This window comes from Paracoccus spongiarum (genome assembly GCF_030732095.1).
Classification (GTDB): Bacteria; Pseudomonadota; Alphaproteobacteria; order Rhodobacterales; family Rhodobacteraceae; genus Paracoccus; species Paracoccus spongiarum.
Window position 1 is genome coordinate 102887 of the sequence record NZ_JAVAMQ010000002.1, and the last position, 15609, is coordinate 118495.

General features: G+C 69.0%; 16 protein-coding genes. 14 read left to right on the forward strand and 2 right to left on the reverse strand.

Annotated elements, in window-relative coordinates; translation table 11 throughout:
- Position 1 precedes the first annotated feature (1 nt).
- Together Q5Y72_RS02550 and Q5Y72_RS02555 are read left to right on the forward strand one after the other, a co-directional pair.
- Positions 2 to 925 carry a DMT family transporter gene (locus tag Q5Y72_RS02550; RefSeq protein WP_305961849.1) on the forward strand — a complete coding sequence of 308 codons (924 nt, stop codon included), beginning with the start codon at positions 2 to 4 and terminating at the stop codon, positions 923 to 925.
- Positions 922 to 1797 carry a lysophospholipid acyltransferase family protein gene (locus Q5Y72_RS02555; protein ID WP_305961850.1) on the forward strand — a complete coding sequence of 292 codons (876 nt, stop codon included), beginning with the start codon at positions 922 to 924 and terminating at the stop codon, positions 1795 to 1797. Before Q5Y72_RS02550 ends, Q5Y72_RS02555 begins: the two co-directional genes overlap by 4 nt.
- 52 nt (positions 1798 to 1849) lie before the next feature.
- Here Q5Y72_RS02555 and Q5Y72_RS02560 read toward each other — a convergent pair whose 3' ends face one another.
- Entirely contained in the window at positions 1850 to 3259 is a 1410-nt protein-coding gene (locus Q5Y72_RS02560; RefSeq protein ID WP_305961851.1) for a class II 3-deoxy-7-phosphoheptulonate synthase, read from the reverse strand.
- 175 nt (positions 3260 to 3434) lie between these two features.
- Between Q5Y72_RS02560 and Q5Y72_RS02565 the strand changes: the two genes are divergently transcribed.
- Positions 3435 to 4427 (forward strand): GlxA family transcriptional regulator, encoded by a 993-nt coding sequence (locus tag Q5Y72_RS02565; protein WP_305961852.1) that lies wholly within the window; start codon positions 3435 to 3437, stop codon positions 4425 to 4427.
- A 187-nt stretch (positions 4428 to 4614) separates the two neighbouring features.
- The gene (locus Q5Y72_RS02570) at positions 4615 to 5766 is read left to right on the forward strand and encodes a Hint domain-containing protein (RefSeq protein ID WP_305961853.1); all 1152 of its coding nucleotides are present in this window, start codon (positions 4615 to 4617) and stop codon (positions 5764 to 5766) included.
- A 25-nt stretch (positions 5767 to 5791) separates the two neighbouring features.
- Here the strand turns inward: Q5Y72_RS02570 and pcaQ are convergent, their stop codons facing one another.
- On the reverse strand, positions 5792 to 6706 hold the full coding sequence (gene pcaQ, locus Q5Y72_RS02575) for a pca operon transcription factor PcaQ (RefSeq protein WP_305961854.1): 915 nt from the start codon (positions 6704 to 6706) through the stop codon (positions 5792 to 5794).
- Between the two features lie 88 nt (positions 6707 to 6794).
- On the opposite strand from pcaQ, the gene pobA reads away from it, so the two are divergent.
- Genes pobA through Q5Y72_RS02625 form a run of 10 tightly spaced genes read left to right on the forward strand, consistent with a single transcriptional unit; the run spans position 6795 to position 15574 of the window.
- Positions 6795 to 7964, forward strand: a complete 1170-nt coding sequence (pobA, locus tag Q5Y72_RS02580) for a 4-hydroxybenzoate 3-monooxygenase (protein WP_305961855.1) — start codon at positions 6795 to 6797, stop codon at positions 7962 to 7964.
- Positions 7964 to 8752, forward strand: a complete 789-nt coding sequence (gene pcaD, locus Q5Y72_RS02585) for a 3-oxoadipate enol-lactonase (protein WP_305961856.1) — start codon at positions 7964 to 7966, stop codon at positions 8750 to 8752. The genes pobA and pcaD overlap by 1 nt, the downstream gene beginning before the upstream one ends.
- On the forward strand, positions 8745 to 9173 hold the full coding sequence (gene pcaC / locus Q5Y72_RS02590; RefSeq protein WP_305961857.1) for a 4-carboxymuconolactone decarboxylase: 429 nt from the start codon (positions 8745 to 8747) through the stop codon (positions 9171 to 9173). The genes pcaD and pcaC overlap by 8 nt, the downstream gene beginning before the upstream one ends.
- The gene (pcaH, locus tag Q5Y72_RS02595) at positions 9170 to 9904 is read left to right on the forward strand and encodes a protocatechuate 3,4-dioxygenase subunit beta (RefSeq protein WP_305961858.1); all 735 of its coding nucleotides are present in this window, start codon (positions 9170 to 9172) and stop codon (positions 9902 to 9904) included. The genes pcaC and pcaH overlap by 4 nt, the downstream gene beginning before the upstream one ends.
- 2 nt (positions 9905 to 9906) lie before the next feature.
- Positions 9907 to 10530: a protocatechuate 3,4-dioxygenase subunit alpha gene (pcaG, locus tag Q5Y72_RS02600; protein ID WP_305961859.1), complete on the forward strand. Its 624-nt coding sequence runs from the start codon at positions 9907 to 9909 to the stop codon at positions 10528 to 10530.
- A gap of 8 nt (positions 10531 to 10538) precedes the next feature.
- Positions 10539 to 11384: a 3-oxoadipate:acetyl-CoA acetyltransferase gene (locus Q5Y72_RS02605; protein WP_305961860.1), complete on the forward strand. Its 846-nt coding sequence runs from the start codon at positions 10539 to 10541 to the stop codon at positions 11382 to 11384.
- Positions 11381 to 12661, forward strand: coding sequence for a lyase family protein (locus tag Q5Y72_RS02610; protein ID WP_305961861.1), 1281 nt, complete (start codon positions 11381 to 11383; stop codon positions 12659 to 12661). Before Q5Y72_RS02605 ends, Q5Y72_RS02610 begins: the two co-directional genes overlap by 4 nt.
- A gap of 22 nt (positions 12662 to 12683) precedes the next feature.
- Positions 12684 to 13709 carry a TRAP transporter substrate-binding protein gene (locus Q5Y72_RS02615; protein WP_305961862.1) on the forward strand — a complete coding sequence of 342 codons (1026 nt, stop codon included), beginning with the start codon at positions 12684 to 12686 and terminating at the stop codon, positions 13707 to 13709.
- Between the two features lie 33 nt (positions 13710 to 13742).
- Positions 13743 to 14258, forward strand: coding sequence for a TRAP transporter small permease (locus Q5Y72_RS02620; RefSeq protein ID WP_305961863.1), 516 nt, complete (start codon positions 13743 to 13745; stop codon positions 14256 to 14258).
- Positions 14255 to 15574 (forward strand): TRAP transporter large permease, encoded by a 1320-nt coding sequence (locus tag Q5Y72_RS02625; protein WP_305961864.1) that lies wholly within the window; start codon positions 14255 to 14257, stop codon positions 15572 to 15574. The genes Q5Y72_RS02620 and Q5Y72_RS02625 overlap by 4 nt, the downstream gene beginning before the upstream one ends.
- Positions 15575 to 15609: the final 35 nt, after the last annotated feature.

The window sequence follows — 15609 nt, forward strand, 5'->3', positions numbered from 1 at the left end:
GATGCGCGCCCTTGCCCGCGCCTTCGCGCTGATGGGGCGCGAGCGCGACGGCCTTCGCCGTCCCGGCCACGACCAGACGCTTGGCATCGCGCTGCTCTGCGCCGCGATCTTCAGCTTCACCCTGATGGACGCCACCGCCAAGCAGCTGACGCAAGCCTATTCGCCGCTGCAGGTGGTCTGGGCGCGCTTTATCGGCAATGTCGTCATTGTCGTTGCGCTGTATCGCGGCAGGATCCCGTCGCTGATGCGCAGCCGCAGGCCGGGCCTGCAATTCGGCCGTGCGCTGACCCAGCTGGCCTCGGTGGGGCTGTTCTTCACCTCGCTGCAATATATCGGGCTGGCCGAGGCGACGGCGATCATGGATGTGAACCCGGTGCTGATCACCCTGGGCGCGGCGCTGTTTCTGGGCGAACGGATCGGTCTGCGCCGCGCCCTCGGCATCGCCGCGGCGCTGGTCGGTGCGCTGCTGATCATCCGGCCCGGCATGGGCGTGTTCCAGCCCGCCGCGCTGCTGCCCCTGATCGGCGCCTTTACCTATGCCACCGGCGCGCTGCTGACGCGGGTGGTGCGCAGCGATTCCGTGGCCACCTCGGTGCTGTGGTCGGCCTTCGTGGGCGGCGTGCTCACCTCGCTGGCGGTGCCCTTCGTCTGGCAGCCGATCGCCGCCGCCGACCTCTGGGCCTTCGCGCTGCTGGGCCTGTTCGGCACGGTCAGCCAGGCGCTGCTGATCCGCGCCTTCGCCGTGGCCGAGGCGGGGGTGCTGGCGCCCTTCGGCTACACCGGGCTGATCTGGGCGGGCATCTGGGGCTGGCTGTTCTTCGGGCAGTTGCCGGACCGCTGGACCATCACCGGCGCGATGATTATCGTGGGGGCCGGGCTTTATGTGTGGTCCCGCGAGGCCCGCGCGGCGCGAAGGAAGCGATGAGCGAGGACGACAGCCGCCCCCCCTTCTCGGACCGGCTCGGCAACGGCGCCTTTCTGGCGGTGATGGCCCTTGCGCGACTGATGCCCTATGAACGGCGCATCCCGGCGGTCGGCTGGCTGTTTTCGCATCTGCTGGCGCCGCTGGCGGGCTGGCGGCGCCGCATCCGCGACAACCTGGCGCTGGCGCGTCCCGACCTTGGGCGCGACGAGGTCGCGGCGTTGCTGCGCGCGGTGCCCGACAATGCCGGTCGTTCCGTCGCCGAGATCTATTCCGGCAAGGAATTCACCGACCGCATCCATCGCGACGATCCCCTGGAGGGTCCGGGCCTTCCCGCGCTGGAGGCCGCCTTCGACGCCGGCCGGCCGGTCATTGTCGCCTGCGCCCATTTCGGCAATTACGACGCCATGCGCGCAGCCCTGGCGGGGCGCGGCTGGCCGGTCGGCGCGCTGTATCGGCCGATGAACAACGAGGCATTCAACGCCCATTACGTCCCCGCCATCACCGCGATTGCCGAGCCGCTGTTTCCGCGCGGGCGGGCCGGCCTGTCGGCGATGCTGCGCTTTCTGAAGGGCGGCGGCTGGCTGGCGCTGGGCTTCGACCAGCACGATCACAACGCACCCGAGCTGCGCTTCTTCGACCTGCCCAGCCGGACGGTGCAGACCCCCGCCGAACTGGCGCTGCGCTATGACGCGCTGATCCTGCCGATCCACGCCATCCGCCAGGCCGACGGGCTGCGCTTCCGGGTCCATGTCGGCCTGCCGGTGCCGCATTCCACGCCCGCCGCGATGATGCAGGCATTGAACGACGATCTGGAGATGCTGGTGCGCAGGCACATGGGCCAGTGGTTCTGGGTGCATCGCCGCTGGAAGTGACAGGGCGGCCCGCAAGCCGCCCTGTCGCCGTCTGGTGCTGTCGCGGCGCGGCTCAGCCGGCCTTGCTGTCGCGGCGCGGGTCGGCGCCGGCCTCGCGGCGGCTGCGCAGTTCCTCGGCGACAAGGAATGCGAGTTCCAGCGACTGGCTGGCGTTCAGCCGCGGGTCGCAGGCGGTGTGATAGCGGTCCGACAAATCCTCGTCGGTGACCGCGCGCACCCCGCCGGTGCATTCGGTCACGTCCTGCCCGGTCATCTCGAAATGCACCCCGCCCGGGATCGTGCCCTCGGCATTGTGGATCGCGAAGAACTCGCGCACCTCGCGCAGGATGGAATCGAACGCCCGCGTCTTGTAGCCGGTCGAGGACTTGATGACGTTGCCGTGCATGGGGTCGCAAGACCACACGACGTTCGCCCCCTCCTCGCGCACCGCGCGGACGAGGCGGGGCAGATGCTCGCCAACCTTGCCGGCGCCGAAGCGGGCGATCAGCGTCAGCCGGCCCGCCTCGTTCTGCGGGTTCAGCCGCGCCATCAGCACCTTCAGATCATCGGCGGTGGTGGTCGGGCCGCATTTAAGCCCGATCGGGTTCTGCACCCCGCGGCAGAATTCCACATGCGCGCCGTCCGGCTGGCGGGTGCGGTCGCCGATCCAGATCATGTGGCCCGAGCCGGCCACCGGCAGCCCGGTGGTCGAATCCGTGCGGGCCAGCGCCTCTTCATATTCCAGCAGCAAAGCCTCGTGGCTGGTATAGAAATCCACCTTGGACAGCTGGTGCGCGGTGTCGGAATTCACGCCGGCCGCCTGCATGAAGGCCATCGCATCGCTGATCCGGCCGGCGATGTCGCGATACTTGGCGGCCTCGGGACCGCCCACGAAATCGGCGATCCAGCTTTGCACGCGGTGCATGTCGGCATAGCCGCCGGTCGAGAAGGCCCGCAGCAGGTTCAGCGACGCCGCAGCCTGGGTATAGGCCGCCAGCATCCGCTGCGGATCGGGGATGCGGGATTCGGCGGTGAAGTCGAAGCCGTTGATGATGTCGCCGCGATAGCTGGGCAGCTCGACCCCGCCGATCACCTCGGTCGGGGCGCTGCGCGGCTTGGCGAACTGGCCGGCCATCCGGCCCACCTTCACGACGGGAAGTTGCGCCCCCCAGGTCAGCACGACCGCCATTTGCAGGATCACCTTGAAGGTGTCGCGCAGGTTGTCGGCGCTGAACTCGCTGAAGCTTTCGGCGCAGTCGCCGCCCTGCAACAGGAAGGCGCGCCCCGCCCCGACCTCGGCCAGCTGTTCGCGCAGGCGGCGCGCCTCGCCTGCAAAGACCAGCGGCGGATAGCGGCGCAGCTGCGCCTCGACCGCGGTCAGCGCCTCGGGATCGGTATAGTCGGGCATCTGGACGCGCGGATAGGCGCGCCAGCCGGCCTTGTCCCAGTTCTGGGTGGCGGTCTTGCGGTGATCCTGCGTCATGGCACGGCTCCTTGGGAAAACTGTCGCGCTGATATAGTCTGTTCGCACAGGCAGGGAAAGGGCCGGCGGGCGGACCCGCGCCTCATCCCGATGGTTGAGGGACCGATTCTGCGCTTGCGGTGCCGCCGGTTCCCTGATGTGAGGACGCGGAGTGCCACCCCCCTTGAGACAGCCCATGCCATCCGACAAGCCGCGCCGTTTCACTTTTCTTCTGGTCGACCGCTTCACGATGCTGCCCTTTGCGGCGGCGATCGAGCCACTGCGGCTTGCCAACCGCGCTTCGGGGGCGACGCTGTTCGAGTGGCGGCTGGTCGGACCCTTGGGGCAGCACGCGACCTGTTCCAACGGCGCGCGCATCCTGCTGGATGGGGGGCTGGACAACGACCAGCCGGCCGGGCGCGACGACGTGGTGATCGTCTGCGGCGGCACCGAGATCGCGCGCGAGGCCAGCAAGCCGGTGCTGAACTGGCTGCGGCGGCAGGCGCGCGGCGGCGCATCGGTCGGTGCAGTCTGCACCGGCGCCTGGGTGCTGGCGGAAGCCGGGCTGCTGGACGGCCGCAAGGCGACGATCCATTGGGAAAACCATGATGGCTTCGCCGAAGCCTTCCCCGAGGTGGACCTGTTCCGATCGGTCTTCGTCCACGACGGCAACCGGCTGACGGCGGCGGGCGGCACCTCGTCCATCGACCTGATGCTGCACCTGATCGCCGAGGCGCATGGCGACCAGCTGGCCGCCGAGGTGGCCGACCAGATGCTGCACACCGCGATCCGCACCGACCAGGATCGCCAGCGCCTGTCCATCCCGACCCGCATCGGCGTGCGCCATCCGCGCCTGTCGGCGGTCATCACCCGGATGGAGGCCAATCTGGAAGACCCGATCAGCCCCGCGCAGCTGGCCGCCGATGCGGGCATGTCCACGCGACAGCTTGAACGGCTGTTCCGGCGCTATCTGAACCGCAGCCCCAAGCGGTACTACATGGAAACCCGGCTGTCGCGGGCCCGCAACCTGCTGATGCAGACCGAGATGTCGATCATCGAGGTGGCGCTGGCCTCGGGCTTTTCCAGCCCGTCGCATTTCTCGAAATGCTATCGCGCCCAATATGGCAGCACCCCCTATCGCGAGCGGGGTACCGGCGCGGTCCAGAAAGGCGGCACGGCTGAGGCGTGACCGAATGCACCCGCACGGTGGTCAGCAGCTCGGATCGCCGAAATCCTGCAATTTAAAGTTGCGTTAACACTTCGTTAACGCAGTCTGGTTAACAAGGCCACCAGAGGACGTGCGACGTCCCATCGAGCAGGATTCCATGACCGCCGGGCGGGTCCCGGTCGGGACAGGCACGAGGTGGCAGGCGGCGATGGATTACAAGATCACGATGCTGACGGTCAGTCAGCCCATCCCCTCGGCCTCGTCCGGCACCGGCCTCTTCGCGCCCTGGTCCACCGTCAGCGGCAAGATCGTCTTTCAGAACCCGGTGCTCAGCACGATCAGCATCACCGACGACGATCCGGTGCTGACCTCCAGACAATATTCGCAGGACCCCAGCCAGCAGGCCCTGACCCACGACACCACCTTCGGGCACGGCGCCACGGCGGTGACGCTGCCGGCCGGCACGAAGATGCAGAACTTCATCTCGTCGGTGATCGCCGACAGCCAGGGCAACAGCTTCGTGATGCTGTTTCCGCGCACCTATGACGCCCCCAACTCGGCGCCGATCCTGGGCGGCAAGCACTCGGTCCTGGTCTTTCCGCAGCCCAAGACCAACCCCGACACCGGCGAGGTCACCTATCCGGTCTTCGACCTCCAGGCCTCTTACAGCTTAAAGAGCATCAAGACCATCCAGAACGCCGGCCGCGACGCCGAGCCCTACCCGCCGCAAAGCCCCGCCCCCTGCTTTGCGCAGGGCACCATGATCGACACGATCTTCGGGCCGCGCGCCATCGAGACGCTGTCGGTGGGCGACATGATCCGTACCCGCGACAACGGCTATCGCTGGCTGTCCTGGATCGGCGCCACCCCTCTGGACGCCGCGCGACTGGAATTGCAACCGAACCTGCGCCCGATCCGCATCCGGGCCGGCGCCCTGGCCAATGGCGTCCCGGCGCGCGACCTGACCGTGTCGCCACAGCACCGGATGCTGGTGCGGTCCTCGATCGCGCAGCGGATGTTCGGCGAGGCCGAGATCCTCGTCGCCGCCAAGCATCTGGTCGGGCTGCCGGGCATCGAGATCCTGCGCGCCGAGGCAGGCGTCACCTACTGGCACATGCTGTTCGACGGGCACGAGGTGGTCATGTCCGACGGCGCGTGGACCGAAAGCCTGTTCACCGGCCCGCAGGCGATGGAGGCCGTCGGCCCCGCCGCCCGCCGCGAGATCGTCGCGCTGTTTCCGCAGCTTCAGGATCCCGGCTTCACCCCCGACGGCGCGCGGCGGATGCTGAACGGCCGCGAGGGGCGGCGGCTGGCCGAGCGCCATGCCCGCCATCAGCGCCAGCTGGTCGAGGAGATCTGACACCGGCAGACGGGGAACGGCGGGCCTAGCTGAGTTCCAGCCGGTCCAGCACCCGTCCCACCGCCTGCATGAACAGCTGCTGCGCGGGGCCGTCGGTGGAATCGGCGCGGGTCATCATGCCGACCGGCCCCTCGGTCAGGCCGGTGGCGACGGGCAGGCGCACCAGCCGCCCCGCCGCCACCTCGCGCGCCACGACCCCGGCCGAGATGAACCAGACCGCGTCGCTGTCGGGCACCAGCGCCCGGCCGAAGGCGCCCGAGACGGTCTCGATCCTCTGCTGCGGCGGCGCGATCCCCTCGGCGATCAGCAGCCGCTCGACAAAGGGGCGGATCGCCGATCCGGGCGAGGGGTAGATCACCGGCCAGTCGCCGATCCGCCGCAGGTCGGGATCGGCGAGGATAGGATGGCCGGGTCGCACCACCACCGCGACCTGCTCCAGATACAGCTGGGTAAAGCGCAGCCCGCGCATCGTGTCCGGCGCGCCCAGCCGGCCGATCACCATGTCCAGCGCGCCGCCGCGCAGCTGCCCGGTCAGATAGCCATGCGGCCCGTCGACGATCACAAGCCGCAGCTGCGGGGCCTCGGCGGCGATCTCGGTCGCCACCTCGGGCATGAGCCGCGCCGCCACCGAGGGCAGCGCGCCCAGCCGCAGCTGCAGCGCGCCGGCCCGGCCGGCCTCGTCGATGCCGGCCAGCCCCTGCTCCAGCGCCGACAGGCTGGCCTGCGCATAGCGGTGAAAGAATTCGCCCTGCGCGGTCAGCGTCACCCCGCCGCGCCCGCGGTTCAGAAGCTCGGCCCCGACGATCTCCTCAAGTTCGGCCAGCGTGCGCGAGATGGCCGGCTGGGTCAGATACAGCCGTTCGGCCGCCCGCTTGAGGCTTCCCTGCCGGATGATCTCGGTCAGGGCCTGAAGATGACGGATCTTGATGCGTCGGTCCATGCTGATCGATTCTGGTAACTATCGCTGCGATTATCTCATTTTACTTGGCGAATTCCATATGCAATCCTGATCTCGATCGGGAGGAACCATGCGGACACAGGTCGTCATCATCGGCGGCGGACCTTCGGGCCTGCTGCTGGGACAATTGCTGCACCGCCGCGGCATCGAGGCCGTGGTGCTTGAACGCAAGACCCGCGACTACGTGCTGGGCCGGATCCGTGCCGGGGTGCTGGAAACCGGACTGGTGCGGCTGATGGAGGAAGCCGGCGTCGCCGAGCGGCTGCACCGCGAGGGCCATGTGCATGACGGCACCCGGATCGCCGCGGGCGGCGAGATGTTCCACCTGGACTTCAAGGCGCTGACCGGGACGCCCGTCATCGTCTATGGCCAGACCGAGGTGACGCGCGACCTGTACGACGCCCGCGAGGCCGCCGGCGCGCGCACCGAGTTCGAGGTCGATCACGTCGCCATCCACGATGCCGACAGCGACCGCCCCCATGTCACCTACACCCAGCAGGGCAAGGATCACCGCATCGACTGCGATTTCGTGGCCGGCTGCGACGGCTTCCACGGCGTCAGCCGCCAGACGATCCCGCTGAGCGTGCGGCGCGAATACGAAAAGACCTACCCCTTCGGCTGGCTTGGCATCCTGTCGCGCACGCCGCCGGTCGATGACGAGTTGATCTACGCCAATTCCGAACGCGGCTTCGCGCTGTGCTCGATGCGCAATGCGAACCTGTCGCGCTATTACATCCAGTGCGCGCTGTCGGACCACCCCGAGGACTGGACCGACGCGGCCTTCTGGGGCGAATTGCGCCGGCGCATCCCCCGCGAGGTCGCCGAACGGCTGGTCACCGGGCCCAGCATCGAGAAATCCATCGCGCCGCTGCGATCCTTCGTGACCGAGCCGATGCGGTGGGGCCGGTTGTTCCTGCTGGGCGATGCGGCGCATATCGTGCCGCCGACCGGGGCCAAGGGGCTGAACACCGCGGCCAGCGATGTCCATTACCTCTATCACGGGCTGTGCCAGTTCTACGAGGACAGCGACCCCGAGGGCATCGACCGCTATTCCGAACGGGCGCTGCTGCGCGTCTGGAAGGCCGAGCGCTTCAGCTGGTGGTTCAGCGGCTTGCTGCACCGCTATCCCGACCAGAGCCCTTTCGACCTGAAGATGCAGCAGGCCGACATCGCCTTCCTGCGCGACAATGAAAGCCAGCAGCGCGCCTTTGCCGAAAACTATGTGGGATTGCCCTACTGATGATGCATGCAATCGTGAACGGGGTCGGCCTGCACCATGCCGACCAGGGACCGAAGGACGGCCCGGCGCTGGTGTTCGCCAATTCGCTTGGCACCGACCTGCGGGTCTGGGACGCGCTGCTGCCGCATCTGCCCGCCGGGCTGCGGCTCGTGCGCTATGACAAGCGCGGGCATGGCCTCAGCGAAGAAACCGCAGGTCCCTGCGACATCGCCCTGCTGGCCGACGACGCCGCCGCGCTGATGCGGCATCTCGGCCTTGGCCGCGCGGTCTTCGTGGGGCTGTCGATCGGCGGGCTGATCGGGCAGTCGCTGGCCGCCCGCCATCCCGACCTTCTGGCCGGGCTGGTGATCTCGAACAGCGCGGCGAAGATCGGCGAGGCACAGATGTGGCGCGACCGCATCGCCGCGATCCGCGCCGACGGCCTGTCCGGCATCGCGCCCGCCACGATGGAACGCTGGTTCTCGCCCGCCTTCCGCGCGCGGGGCGAGGCCGCGCCCTGGCAGCGGATGCTGGAACGCCAGCCGCGGGAAGGATACATCGCCTGCTGCGAGGCCATCGCCGCGGCCGACCTGCGCGCCGACAGCGCGGGGCTGGACCTGCCGGTGCAACTGATCGCCGGCTCGCTGGATGGCGCCACCCCGCCCGCCATCGTGCGCGCCACCGCCGCGCTGATCCCCGGCGCCCGCTTCGACGAGATCGAGGGCGCGGGCCACATCCCCTGTGTCGAGACGCCGCAAGCCCATGCCGCGATCATCACCCGCTTCCTGAAGGAGATCGGCCATGTCTGACACCCACGCCACCGGCATGCGCGTGCGCCGCGAGGTGCTGGGCGATGCGCATGTCGATCGCGCCGAGGCGCAGAAGACCGATTTCGACGCACCCTTCCAGGATCTGATCACCCATTCGGCCTGGGGCACGGTCTGGGCCAGCGACGGCATCAGCCGGCGCGAACGCTCGATGATCACCCTGGCGCTTCTGGCCGCGACCGGAAACTTCGAGGAAATCCCGATGCATGTCCGCGCCACCGCGCGCACCGGGGCCAGCCGGCGCGACGTACTGGAGGCGTTCCAGCATGTCGCCATCTATGCCGGCGTGCCGCGCGCCAACCACGCGCTGAAGCTGGCCCGCGACACCTATGCCGAAATGGATGCCGCCGTATCCGCCGGCCAAAGCCCCGCCACCCAGCCTGCCGAGGAGGGCAAGCCATGACCGCAGCCACCGCCGCCGCCGAATATCACCAGCGCGACCGCCGCCTGCATCCGCCCGCGCTGACGCCGGGCTACAAGACCTCGGTGGCGCGCAGCCCGCGCTATTCGATGATCTCGCTGGAGAATACCCTCAGCGAGATCACCGGACCGCGCTTTGGCCATTCCGACATCGACGCGCTGGACAACGACCTGATCCGCAACTACGCGCGCAGCGGCGACCCGGTCGGCGAACGCATCATCGTTCACGGCCGGGTGCTGGACGAGCATGGCCGCCCGGTTCCCAACACCCTGGTCGAGATCTGGCAGGCGAATGCCGGCGGTCGCTATCGGCACAAGAAGGACAGCTACCTCGCCCCGATCGACCCGAATTTCGGCGGCTGCGGGCGCACGCTGACCGATGCCGAGGGCCGCTATGTCTTTCGCACCATCAAGCCGGGGGCCTATCCGTGGCGCAACCTGGTCAACAACTGGCGGCCCGCGCATATCCATGTCTCCGTGTTCGGATCTGGCTTCCTGCACCGGCTGATCACCCAGCTTTACTTCGAGGGCGATCCGCTGATCCCGATCTGCCCCATCGTGCAGACCATTCCCGATCCCGACGCGATCCAGCAGCTGATCGCGCGGCTGGACCTGAACGCGACGATCCCGCTGGATTCGATCGCCTACAAGTTCGACATCGTGCTGCGCGGACGCCGCTCGACCCTGTTCGAGAACCGGCTGGAGGGGAACTGATCATGCCGCAAACACTGGATTATCTGCGCGAGACCGCCTCGCAAACCGCCGGACCCTATGTCCATATCGGCCTTGCGCCGGGGGCCGCCGGCTTCGACATCTACCGCGAGGAACTGGGCCGCGACATCGCCGGGCCCAATGCGACGGGCCAGCGGATCCGGGTCGAGGGGCTGGTGATCGACGGCATGGGCAGCCCGGTCAAGGACGTGCTGCTGGAGGTGTGGCAGGCCAATTCCCAAGGCCGCTATGCCCATCCCGAGGGCGGCGGCGCGGTCGAGGACGGATTTCGCGGCTGGGGCCGGGTCATCACCGATTTCGCAACCGGCGAATGGGGCTTCGACACCGTGAAGCCCGGCCCGGTCCCCGGACGCAACGGCACCCGCCAGGCCCCGCATCTGAACTTGTGGCTGGTCGCGCGCGGCATCAATATCGGCCTGAACACGCGCATGTATTTCGCCGACGAGGCGCAGGCCAATGCGGATGACCCGGTGCTGAACCTGATCGAATGGGAAAACCGCCGCGCCACGCTGATCGCCCCGCGCGGCGAGGATCGCGACGGGCTGCCCGTCTATCGCTTCGTCATCCGCCTGCAGGGCGATGGCGAGACCGTCTTCTTCGACATCTGAGGCATGCCATGACCGACACCACCACCGCACCCTGCATCCTCTGCGTGGCGATCACCGGATCGCTGCCGACCAAGGCCGACAACCCGGCCGTTCCGATCACCATCGAGGAACAGGTCGCCTCGACGCAGGAGGCCTTCGAGGCCGGCGCCACCATCGCCCATTGCCATGTGCGCGACGATGCCGGCAAGCCGACCAGCGATCCCGAACGCTTCGCCCGGCTGAAGGAAGGCATCGAGGCGCATTGCCCCGGCATGATCGTGCAGTTGTCGACCGGCGGCCGGTCCGGCGCGGGGCGCGAGCGGGGCGGCATGCTGGGTCTTGCTCCGGACATGGCCAGCCTGTCGGTCGGGTCGAACAACTTTCCCACGCGGGTCTACGAGAACAGCCCCGACCTGGTGGACTGGCTGGCCTCCGAGATGCGCAGCCACGGCGTCAAGCCCGAGATCGAGGCCTTCGATCTTGGCCACATCTTCCAGGCGGCGGCGATGTGGCGCGACGGCCGCATCCTCGACCGGCCCTATGTGCAGTTCGTGATGGGCGTCAAGAACGCCATGCCGGTCGATCGCGAGGTGTTCGACTTCTACATCCACACCGTCAAACGCCTGTTCGGCGAGGACGCGCCGTGGTGTGCCGCCGGCATCGGCCCGAACCAGATCGTGCTGAACGAATGGGCGATCGCGGCCGGCGGCCATGCGCGCACCGGGCTCGAGGACAATATCCGGCTGGATCGCGACAGCCTTGCGCCCTCGAACGCGGCGCTGGTGAAACGCGCGGTCGCGCTGTGCGAGAAATACGGCCGCCCGGTCGCGACGCCGCAGCAGGCCCGGCAGATCCTCGGGCTGAGGGCCGCATGATCCTGACCGACGGCCTGTTCGGCGATGACGAGCTTGCGCGCATCATGGGCGCGCAGGGCCAGTTGGCCGCCATGCTGCGGGTCGAGGCCGCGCTGGCCCGCGTCCAGGGGCGGCTGGGGATCATCCCGGCCGATGCCGCCGAAGCCATCGACGCGGCGGCGGCGGCCCTGCGTCCCGACCCGGCCGACCTGGCCGCCGCGACCGCGCGGGCCGGCATCGCCGCACAGGCGCTGGTGGGCGCGCTGAAATCGGCCTGCGGGCCGCATGGCCCCTGGGCGCATTTCGGCGCCACGTCGCAGGACATTCAGGACAGCGCGCTGGCCCTGCAACTGCGCGAGGCCCTGCTGCCGATCGAGGACCGCTTGCGCAGGCTGGACGCGGCGCTTGCCTGCCGGGCGCGCGATCACGCCGCCCTGCCCATCGCCGCGCGCACCCGCTTCCAGATCGCCGCGCCGACGACGCTTGGCGCCAAGATCGCCGTCTGGCGCGCACCGCTGGCCCGCCATCTTCAGCGCCTTGACGAACTGCGGCCCCGGCTGCTGGCGGTGTCGCTGTTCGGAGCCGCCGGCACAGGCGCCGCGCTGGCCCCGCGCATGGCCCAGACGCGCCATGCCCTTGCGGCGGAACTGGGCCTGACCGCGACCGACACGCCCTGGCACGCCGCCCGCGACGCGATCTGCGAGACGGGCGGCTGGCTGGCGCTTGTCACCGGCTCGCTCGGCAAGATCGGCGCGGACCTGATCCTTCTGGGCCAAAGCGAGATCGGCGAAGTCACCGCCGGCAGCGGCGGCGGCTCATCCACCATGCCGCAGAAGTCGAACCCGGTTGCGGCCGAGGCCCTGGTCGCCCTCGCGCGGCTGAACGCGGGCAACTGCGGGACGCTCTTCCAGGCGATGATCCACGCGCAGGAACGCGACGGCTCGGCCCTTGCGCTGGAATGGTCGTGCCTGCCCGACATGGTGATCCGCACCGGCGCCGCGCTGCGGCTGGCGCTGAACCTGGCCGAGACCCTGGCGCCGCGCCCCGAGGCGATCGCCGCGACCTTCGCGGCCGATCGCGGCGCCATGCTGGCCGAGGCGGCGGGCTTTCACCTGGCGCGGCACATGCCGCGCGCCGAGGCGCTGCGGATCGTCGGCGCGGCGCTGGCCGATCTGTCGGCCGACGGCACGGAAACCCTGGCGGGGGCGCTGTCGCGCCGCCAGCCGGGCCATGACTGGGCGCGGATCCTCGCGCCCGGCGACAACACGGGCGATGCCGAGGCTCAAGCCCGAGGATGATGCAGTTCAGGGAGGAACGCAGATGAAGACTTTGCTGATCGCGGGGGCCGCGCTGGCCGCCATCGCCGGGCAGGCCGGCGCGCAGGAGGTGACCCTGCGGGTGCATCACTTCCTGTCGGCCGAGGCGCCGATCCAGACCGGCGTGCTGGCGCCCTGGGAAGCCGCTGTCGAGGAACAGTCCGGCGGGCGCATCGACGTGCAGATCTTCCCGTCGATGCAGCTGGGCGGCAAGCCGCCGCAGCTGTTCGACCAGGCCCGCGACGGGGTGGTGGACGTGGCGTGGACGCTTCTGGGCTATACCCCCGGCCGCTTCCCGGTCTCCGAGGTGTTCGAGCTGCCCTTCATGTCGGGCAGCGCGACCCAGACCACCACGGCGCTGCAGGGATATCAGGCCAAATACATGGCCGATGAGCTGAAGGACGTGCATCCGCTGCTGATCCACGCCCCCGCCGCCTACAAGATCCACACCAAGGACAAGCCGGTCGCCGCGATGGCCGACATGGCGGGGCTGAAGATCCGCGCGCCATCGCGCACCATGACCGACGCGCTGAACGCGCTCGGCTCGACCGCCGTCGGCATGCCGGTTCCCGAGGTTCCGCAGGCGCTGACCACCGGCGTCATCGACGGCGCGGTGATCCCGTGGGAGGTGTTCGGCAGCCTGCGCATCGAAAGCGTCACCCGCGACCACACCGAATTCGGAACCGAGAATGGCGGCATGTCCACCTCGGTCATGGCGCTGGTGATGAACAAGGGCGTCTATGACGGCCTGCCCGACGACCTGAAGGCGGTGATCGATGCCAATTCCGGCGCCGCGCTGGCCAAGATCGCGGGCGAGGCCTTCGACGCGGCCGAGGATGCGGAACGTCAGAAGGCCGTGGATGCGGGCAACACCATCACGCTGATCCCCGAGGCCGAACTGGCCGAATGGCAGACCGCCAGCCAGCCGGTCGTCGACGCCTGGGTGGCGGCGATGAACGATGCCGGCCAGGACGGACAGGCGATGCTCGAGGATGCCCGCGCGATGCTGTCGGCGGCGTCGGGCAAGTAGCCGGGCAACAACAACGGGAATGGAGGGGGCGGAATGGCCGAGGAACTGACCGAACATGCACACAAGGTGCCGTTGCCGGGCTGGCTGACCGCCCTCTGCCGCCTGTTCGCCGCGCTTGGCGGGCTGACCCTGCTGGCGATGATGCTGATGACGGTCGTCAGCGTCACCCGCCGGACCATCCTCGGCGCGCCGATCCCCGGCGATTTCGAACTGGTCGAGATCGGCAGCGCGATCGCGATCTTCTGCTTCCTGCCCTGGTGCCAGTCCAGCGGCGGCAACGTGCTGGTCGATTTCTTCACCCAGAAGGCCTCGCCCCGCACCAACCACCTGCTCGAGGCCGCGGGCGACCTGCTGTATCTGCTGATCGCCGCGCTGCTGGCATGGCGCCTGTGGCATGGCGGGCTGGAGATGCGCGAATACGGCGAACAGTCGATGGTCCTGCGCATCCCGGTCTGGTGGAGCTTTACCGTGATCCTGCCGGCGATGGCCTTGCTGGTCGCGACCTGCGCGGCGACCATGGCGGGCCATCTGCGGATGGCGCGGGCATGACCGGAATCGCCGCCGGGCTGACGGGTTTCGCGGTGCTGCTGGCGCTGATGGCGGTGCGCGTGCCGATCGGGGTCGCGATGCTGGCGGTCGGGGTCGGCGGCTACGGGCTGCATACCGGCACCACGCCGCTGCTGGCCTTTCTCAAGACCTCGACCTACTACCAGTTCTCGACCTATTCGCTGTCGGTCATTCCGCTGTTCGTGCTGATGGGCGAATTCGCCACCAAGGCCGGGATGAGCCGCGCCCTCTACCGCACCGCGGCCGCCTTCCTCGGGCATCGCAAGGGCGGGCTGGCGATGGCCTCTATCGGCGGCTGCGCGGCCTTCGGCGCGATCTGCGGATCGTCGCTGGCCACCGCCGCGACAATGGGCCAGGTCGCCCTGCCCGAGATGAAGCGATACAATTACAGCGGCGCGCTGGCGACCGGCTCGCTGGCGGCGGGCGGCACGCTGGGCATCCTGATCCCGCCATCGGTCATCCTTGTCCTCTATGCGCTGATGGCCGAACAGAGCATCGCCAGGATGTTCGTGGCGGCCATGGTGCCGGGCGTTCTGGCTGCGGTCGGCTACATGCTGGCGGTGGCGGTCTTCGTGCATCGCAACCCCGCCGACGGCCCCGCCGGCCCGCGCCAGACATGGCCCGAACGCCTGGCCGCCCTGCGCGAGACATGGTCGCTGATCCTGATCTTCGCGCTGGTGATCGTGGGCATGTATCGCGGCTGGTTCACGCCCACCGAGGCCGCCGCTGTCGGCGCCTTCGGCACCGGGCTGCTGGCGATCCTGCATGGCGGCATGCGCCTGCGCGGCATCGCCGACTGCCTGCGCGGCACGGCCACCACCTCGGCGATGATCTTCCTGATCCTGCTGGGCGCCGAGACCTTCAACGCCTTCCTCGCCCAGACCCGCACCCCGATGCTGCTGGCCGAGGCGATCCAGCAATCGGGGCTGACGCCCATGCTGGTCCTGCTGGCGATGCTGCTGCTGTATCTGGTGCTGGGCTGCGTGATGGATTCGATGTCCATGCTGCTGCTGACCATCCCGATCTTCTATCCGATCATCGCCGGACTGGATTTCGGCATGCCGCGCGAGGACACGCTGATCTGGTTCGGCATCCTGGCCGTCGTGGTGGTCGAGGTCGGGCTGATCACCCCGCCGGTGGGCATGAACGTCTTTGTCATCAACGCGATGGCCCGCGACGTGCCGATGCTGGAAAGCTTTCGCGGCGTCCTGCCCTTCCTCATCAGCGACATCATCCGCATCGGCGCGCTGATCGCCTTTCCGGTCATCACCCTGGGGCTTGGCCGGCTGCTGGGCTGAGGCCCTCCCACCAGCAGACGAGGCGCTTCCCTGCG

Excerpts from the sequence above, each read along its gene's own strand:
- Q5Y72_RS02550 (WP_305961849.1), top strand. The coding sequence starts at position 2 with ATGCGCGCCCTTGCCCGCGCCTTCGCGCTGATGGGGCGCGAGCGCGAC.
- Q5Y72_RS02555 (WP_305961850.1), top strand. The coding sequence starts at position 922 with ATGAGCGAGGACGACAGCCGCCCCCCCTTCTCGGACCGGCTCGGCAAC.
- Q5Y72_RS02560 (WP_305961851.1), bottom strand. The coding sequence starts at position 3,259 with ATGACGCAGGATCACCGCAAGACCGCCACCCAGAACTGGGACAAGGCC.
- Q5Y72_RS02565 (WP_305961852.1), top strand. The coding sequence starts at position 3,435 with ATGCCATCCGACAAGCCGCGCCGTTTCACTTTTCTTCTGGTCGACCGC.
- Q5Y72_RS02570 (WP_305961853.1), top strand. The coding sequence starts at position 4,615 with ATGGATTACAAGATCACGATGCTGACGGTCAGTCAGCCCATCCCCTCG.
- pcaQ (WP_305961854.1), bottom strand. The coding sequence starts at position 6,706 with ATGGACCGACGCATCAAGATCCGTCATCTTCAGGCCCTGACCGAGATC.
- pobA (WP_305961855.1), top strand. The coding sequence starts at position 6,795 with ATGCGGACACAGGTCGTCATCATCGGCGGCGGACCTTCGGGCCTGCTG.
- pcaD (WP_305961856.1), top strand. The coding sequence starts at position 7,964 with ATGATGCATGCAATCGTGAACGGGGTCGGCCTGCACCATGCCGACCAG.
- pcaC (WP_305961857.1), top strand. The coding sequence starts at position 8,745 with ATGTCTGACACCCACGCCACCGGCATGCGCGTGCGCCGCGAGGTGCTG.
- pcaH (WP_305961858.1), top strand. The coding sequence starts at position 9,170 with ATGACCGCAGCCACCGCCGCCGCCGAATATCACCAGCGCGACCGCCGC.
- pcaG (WP_305961859.1), top strand. The coding sequence starts at position 9,907 with ATGCCGCAAACACTGGATTATCTGCGCGAGACCGCCTCGCAAACCGCC.
- Q5Y72_RS02605 (WP_305961860.1), top strand. The coding sequence starts at position 10,539 with ATGACCGACACCACCACCGCACCCTGCATCCTCTGCGTGGCGATCACC.
- Q5Y72_RS02610 (WP_305961861.1), top strand. The coding sequence starts at position 11,381 with ATGATCCTGACCGACGGCCTGTTCGGCGATGACGAGCTTGCGCGCATC.
- Q5Y72_RS02615 (WP_305961862.1), top strand. The coding sequence starts at position 12,684 with ATGAAGACTTTGCTGATCGCGGGGGCCGCGCTGGCCGCCATCGCCGGG.
- Q5Y72_RS02620 (WP_305961863.1), top strand. The coding sequence starts at position 13,743 with ATGGCCGAGGAACTGACCGAACATGCACACAAGGTGCCGTTGCCGGGC.
- Q5Y72_RS02625 (WP_305961864.1), top strand. The coding sequence starts at position 14,255 with ATGACCGGAATCGCCGCCGGGCTGACGGGTTTCGCGGTGCTGCTGGCG.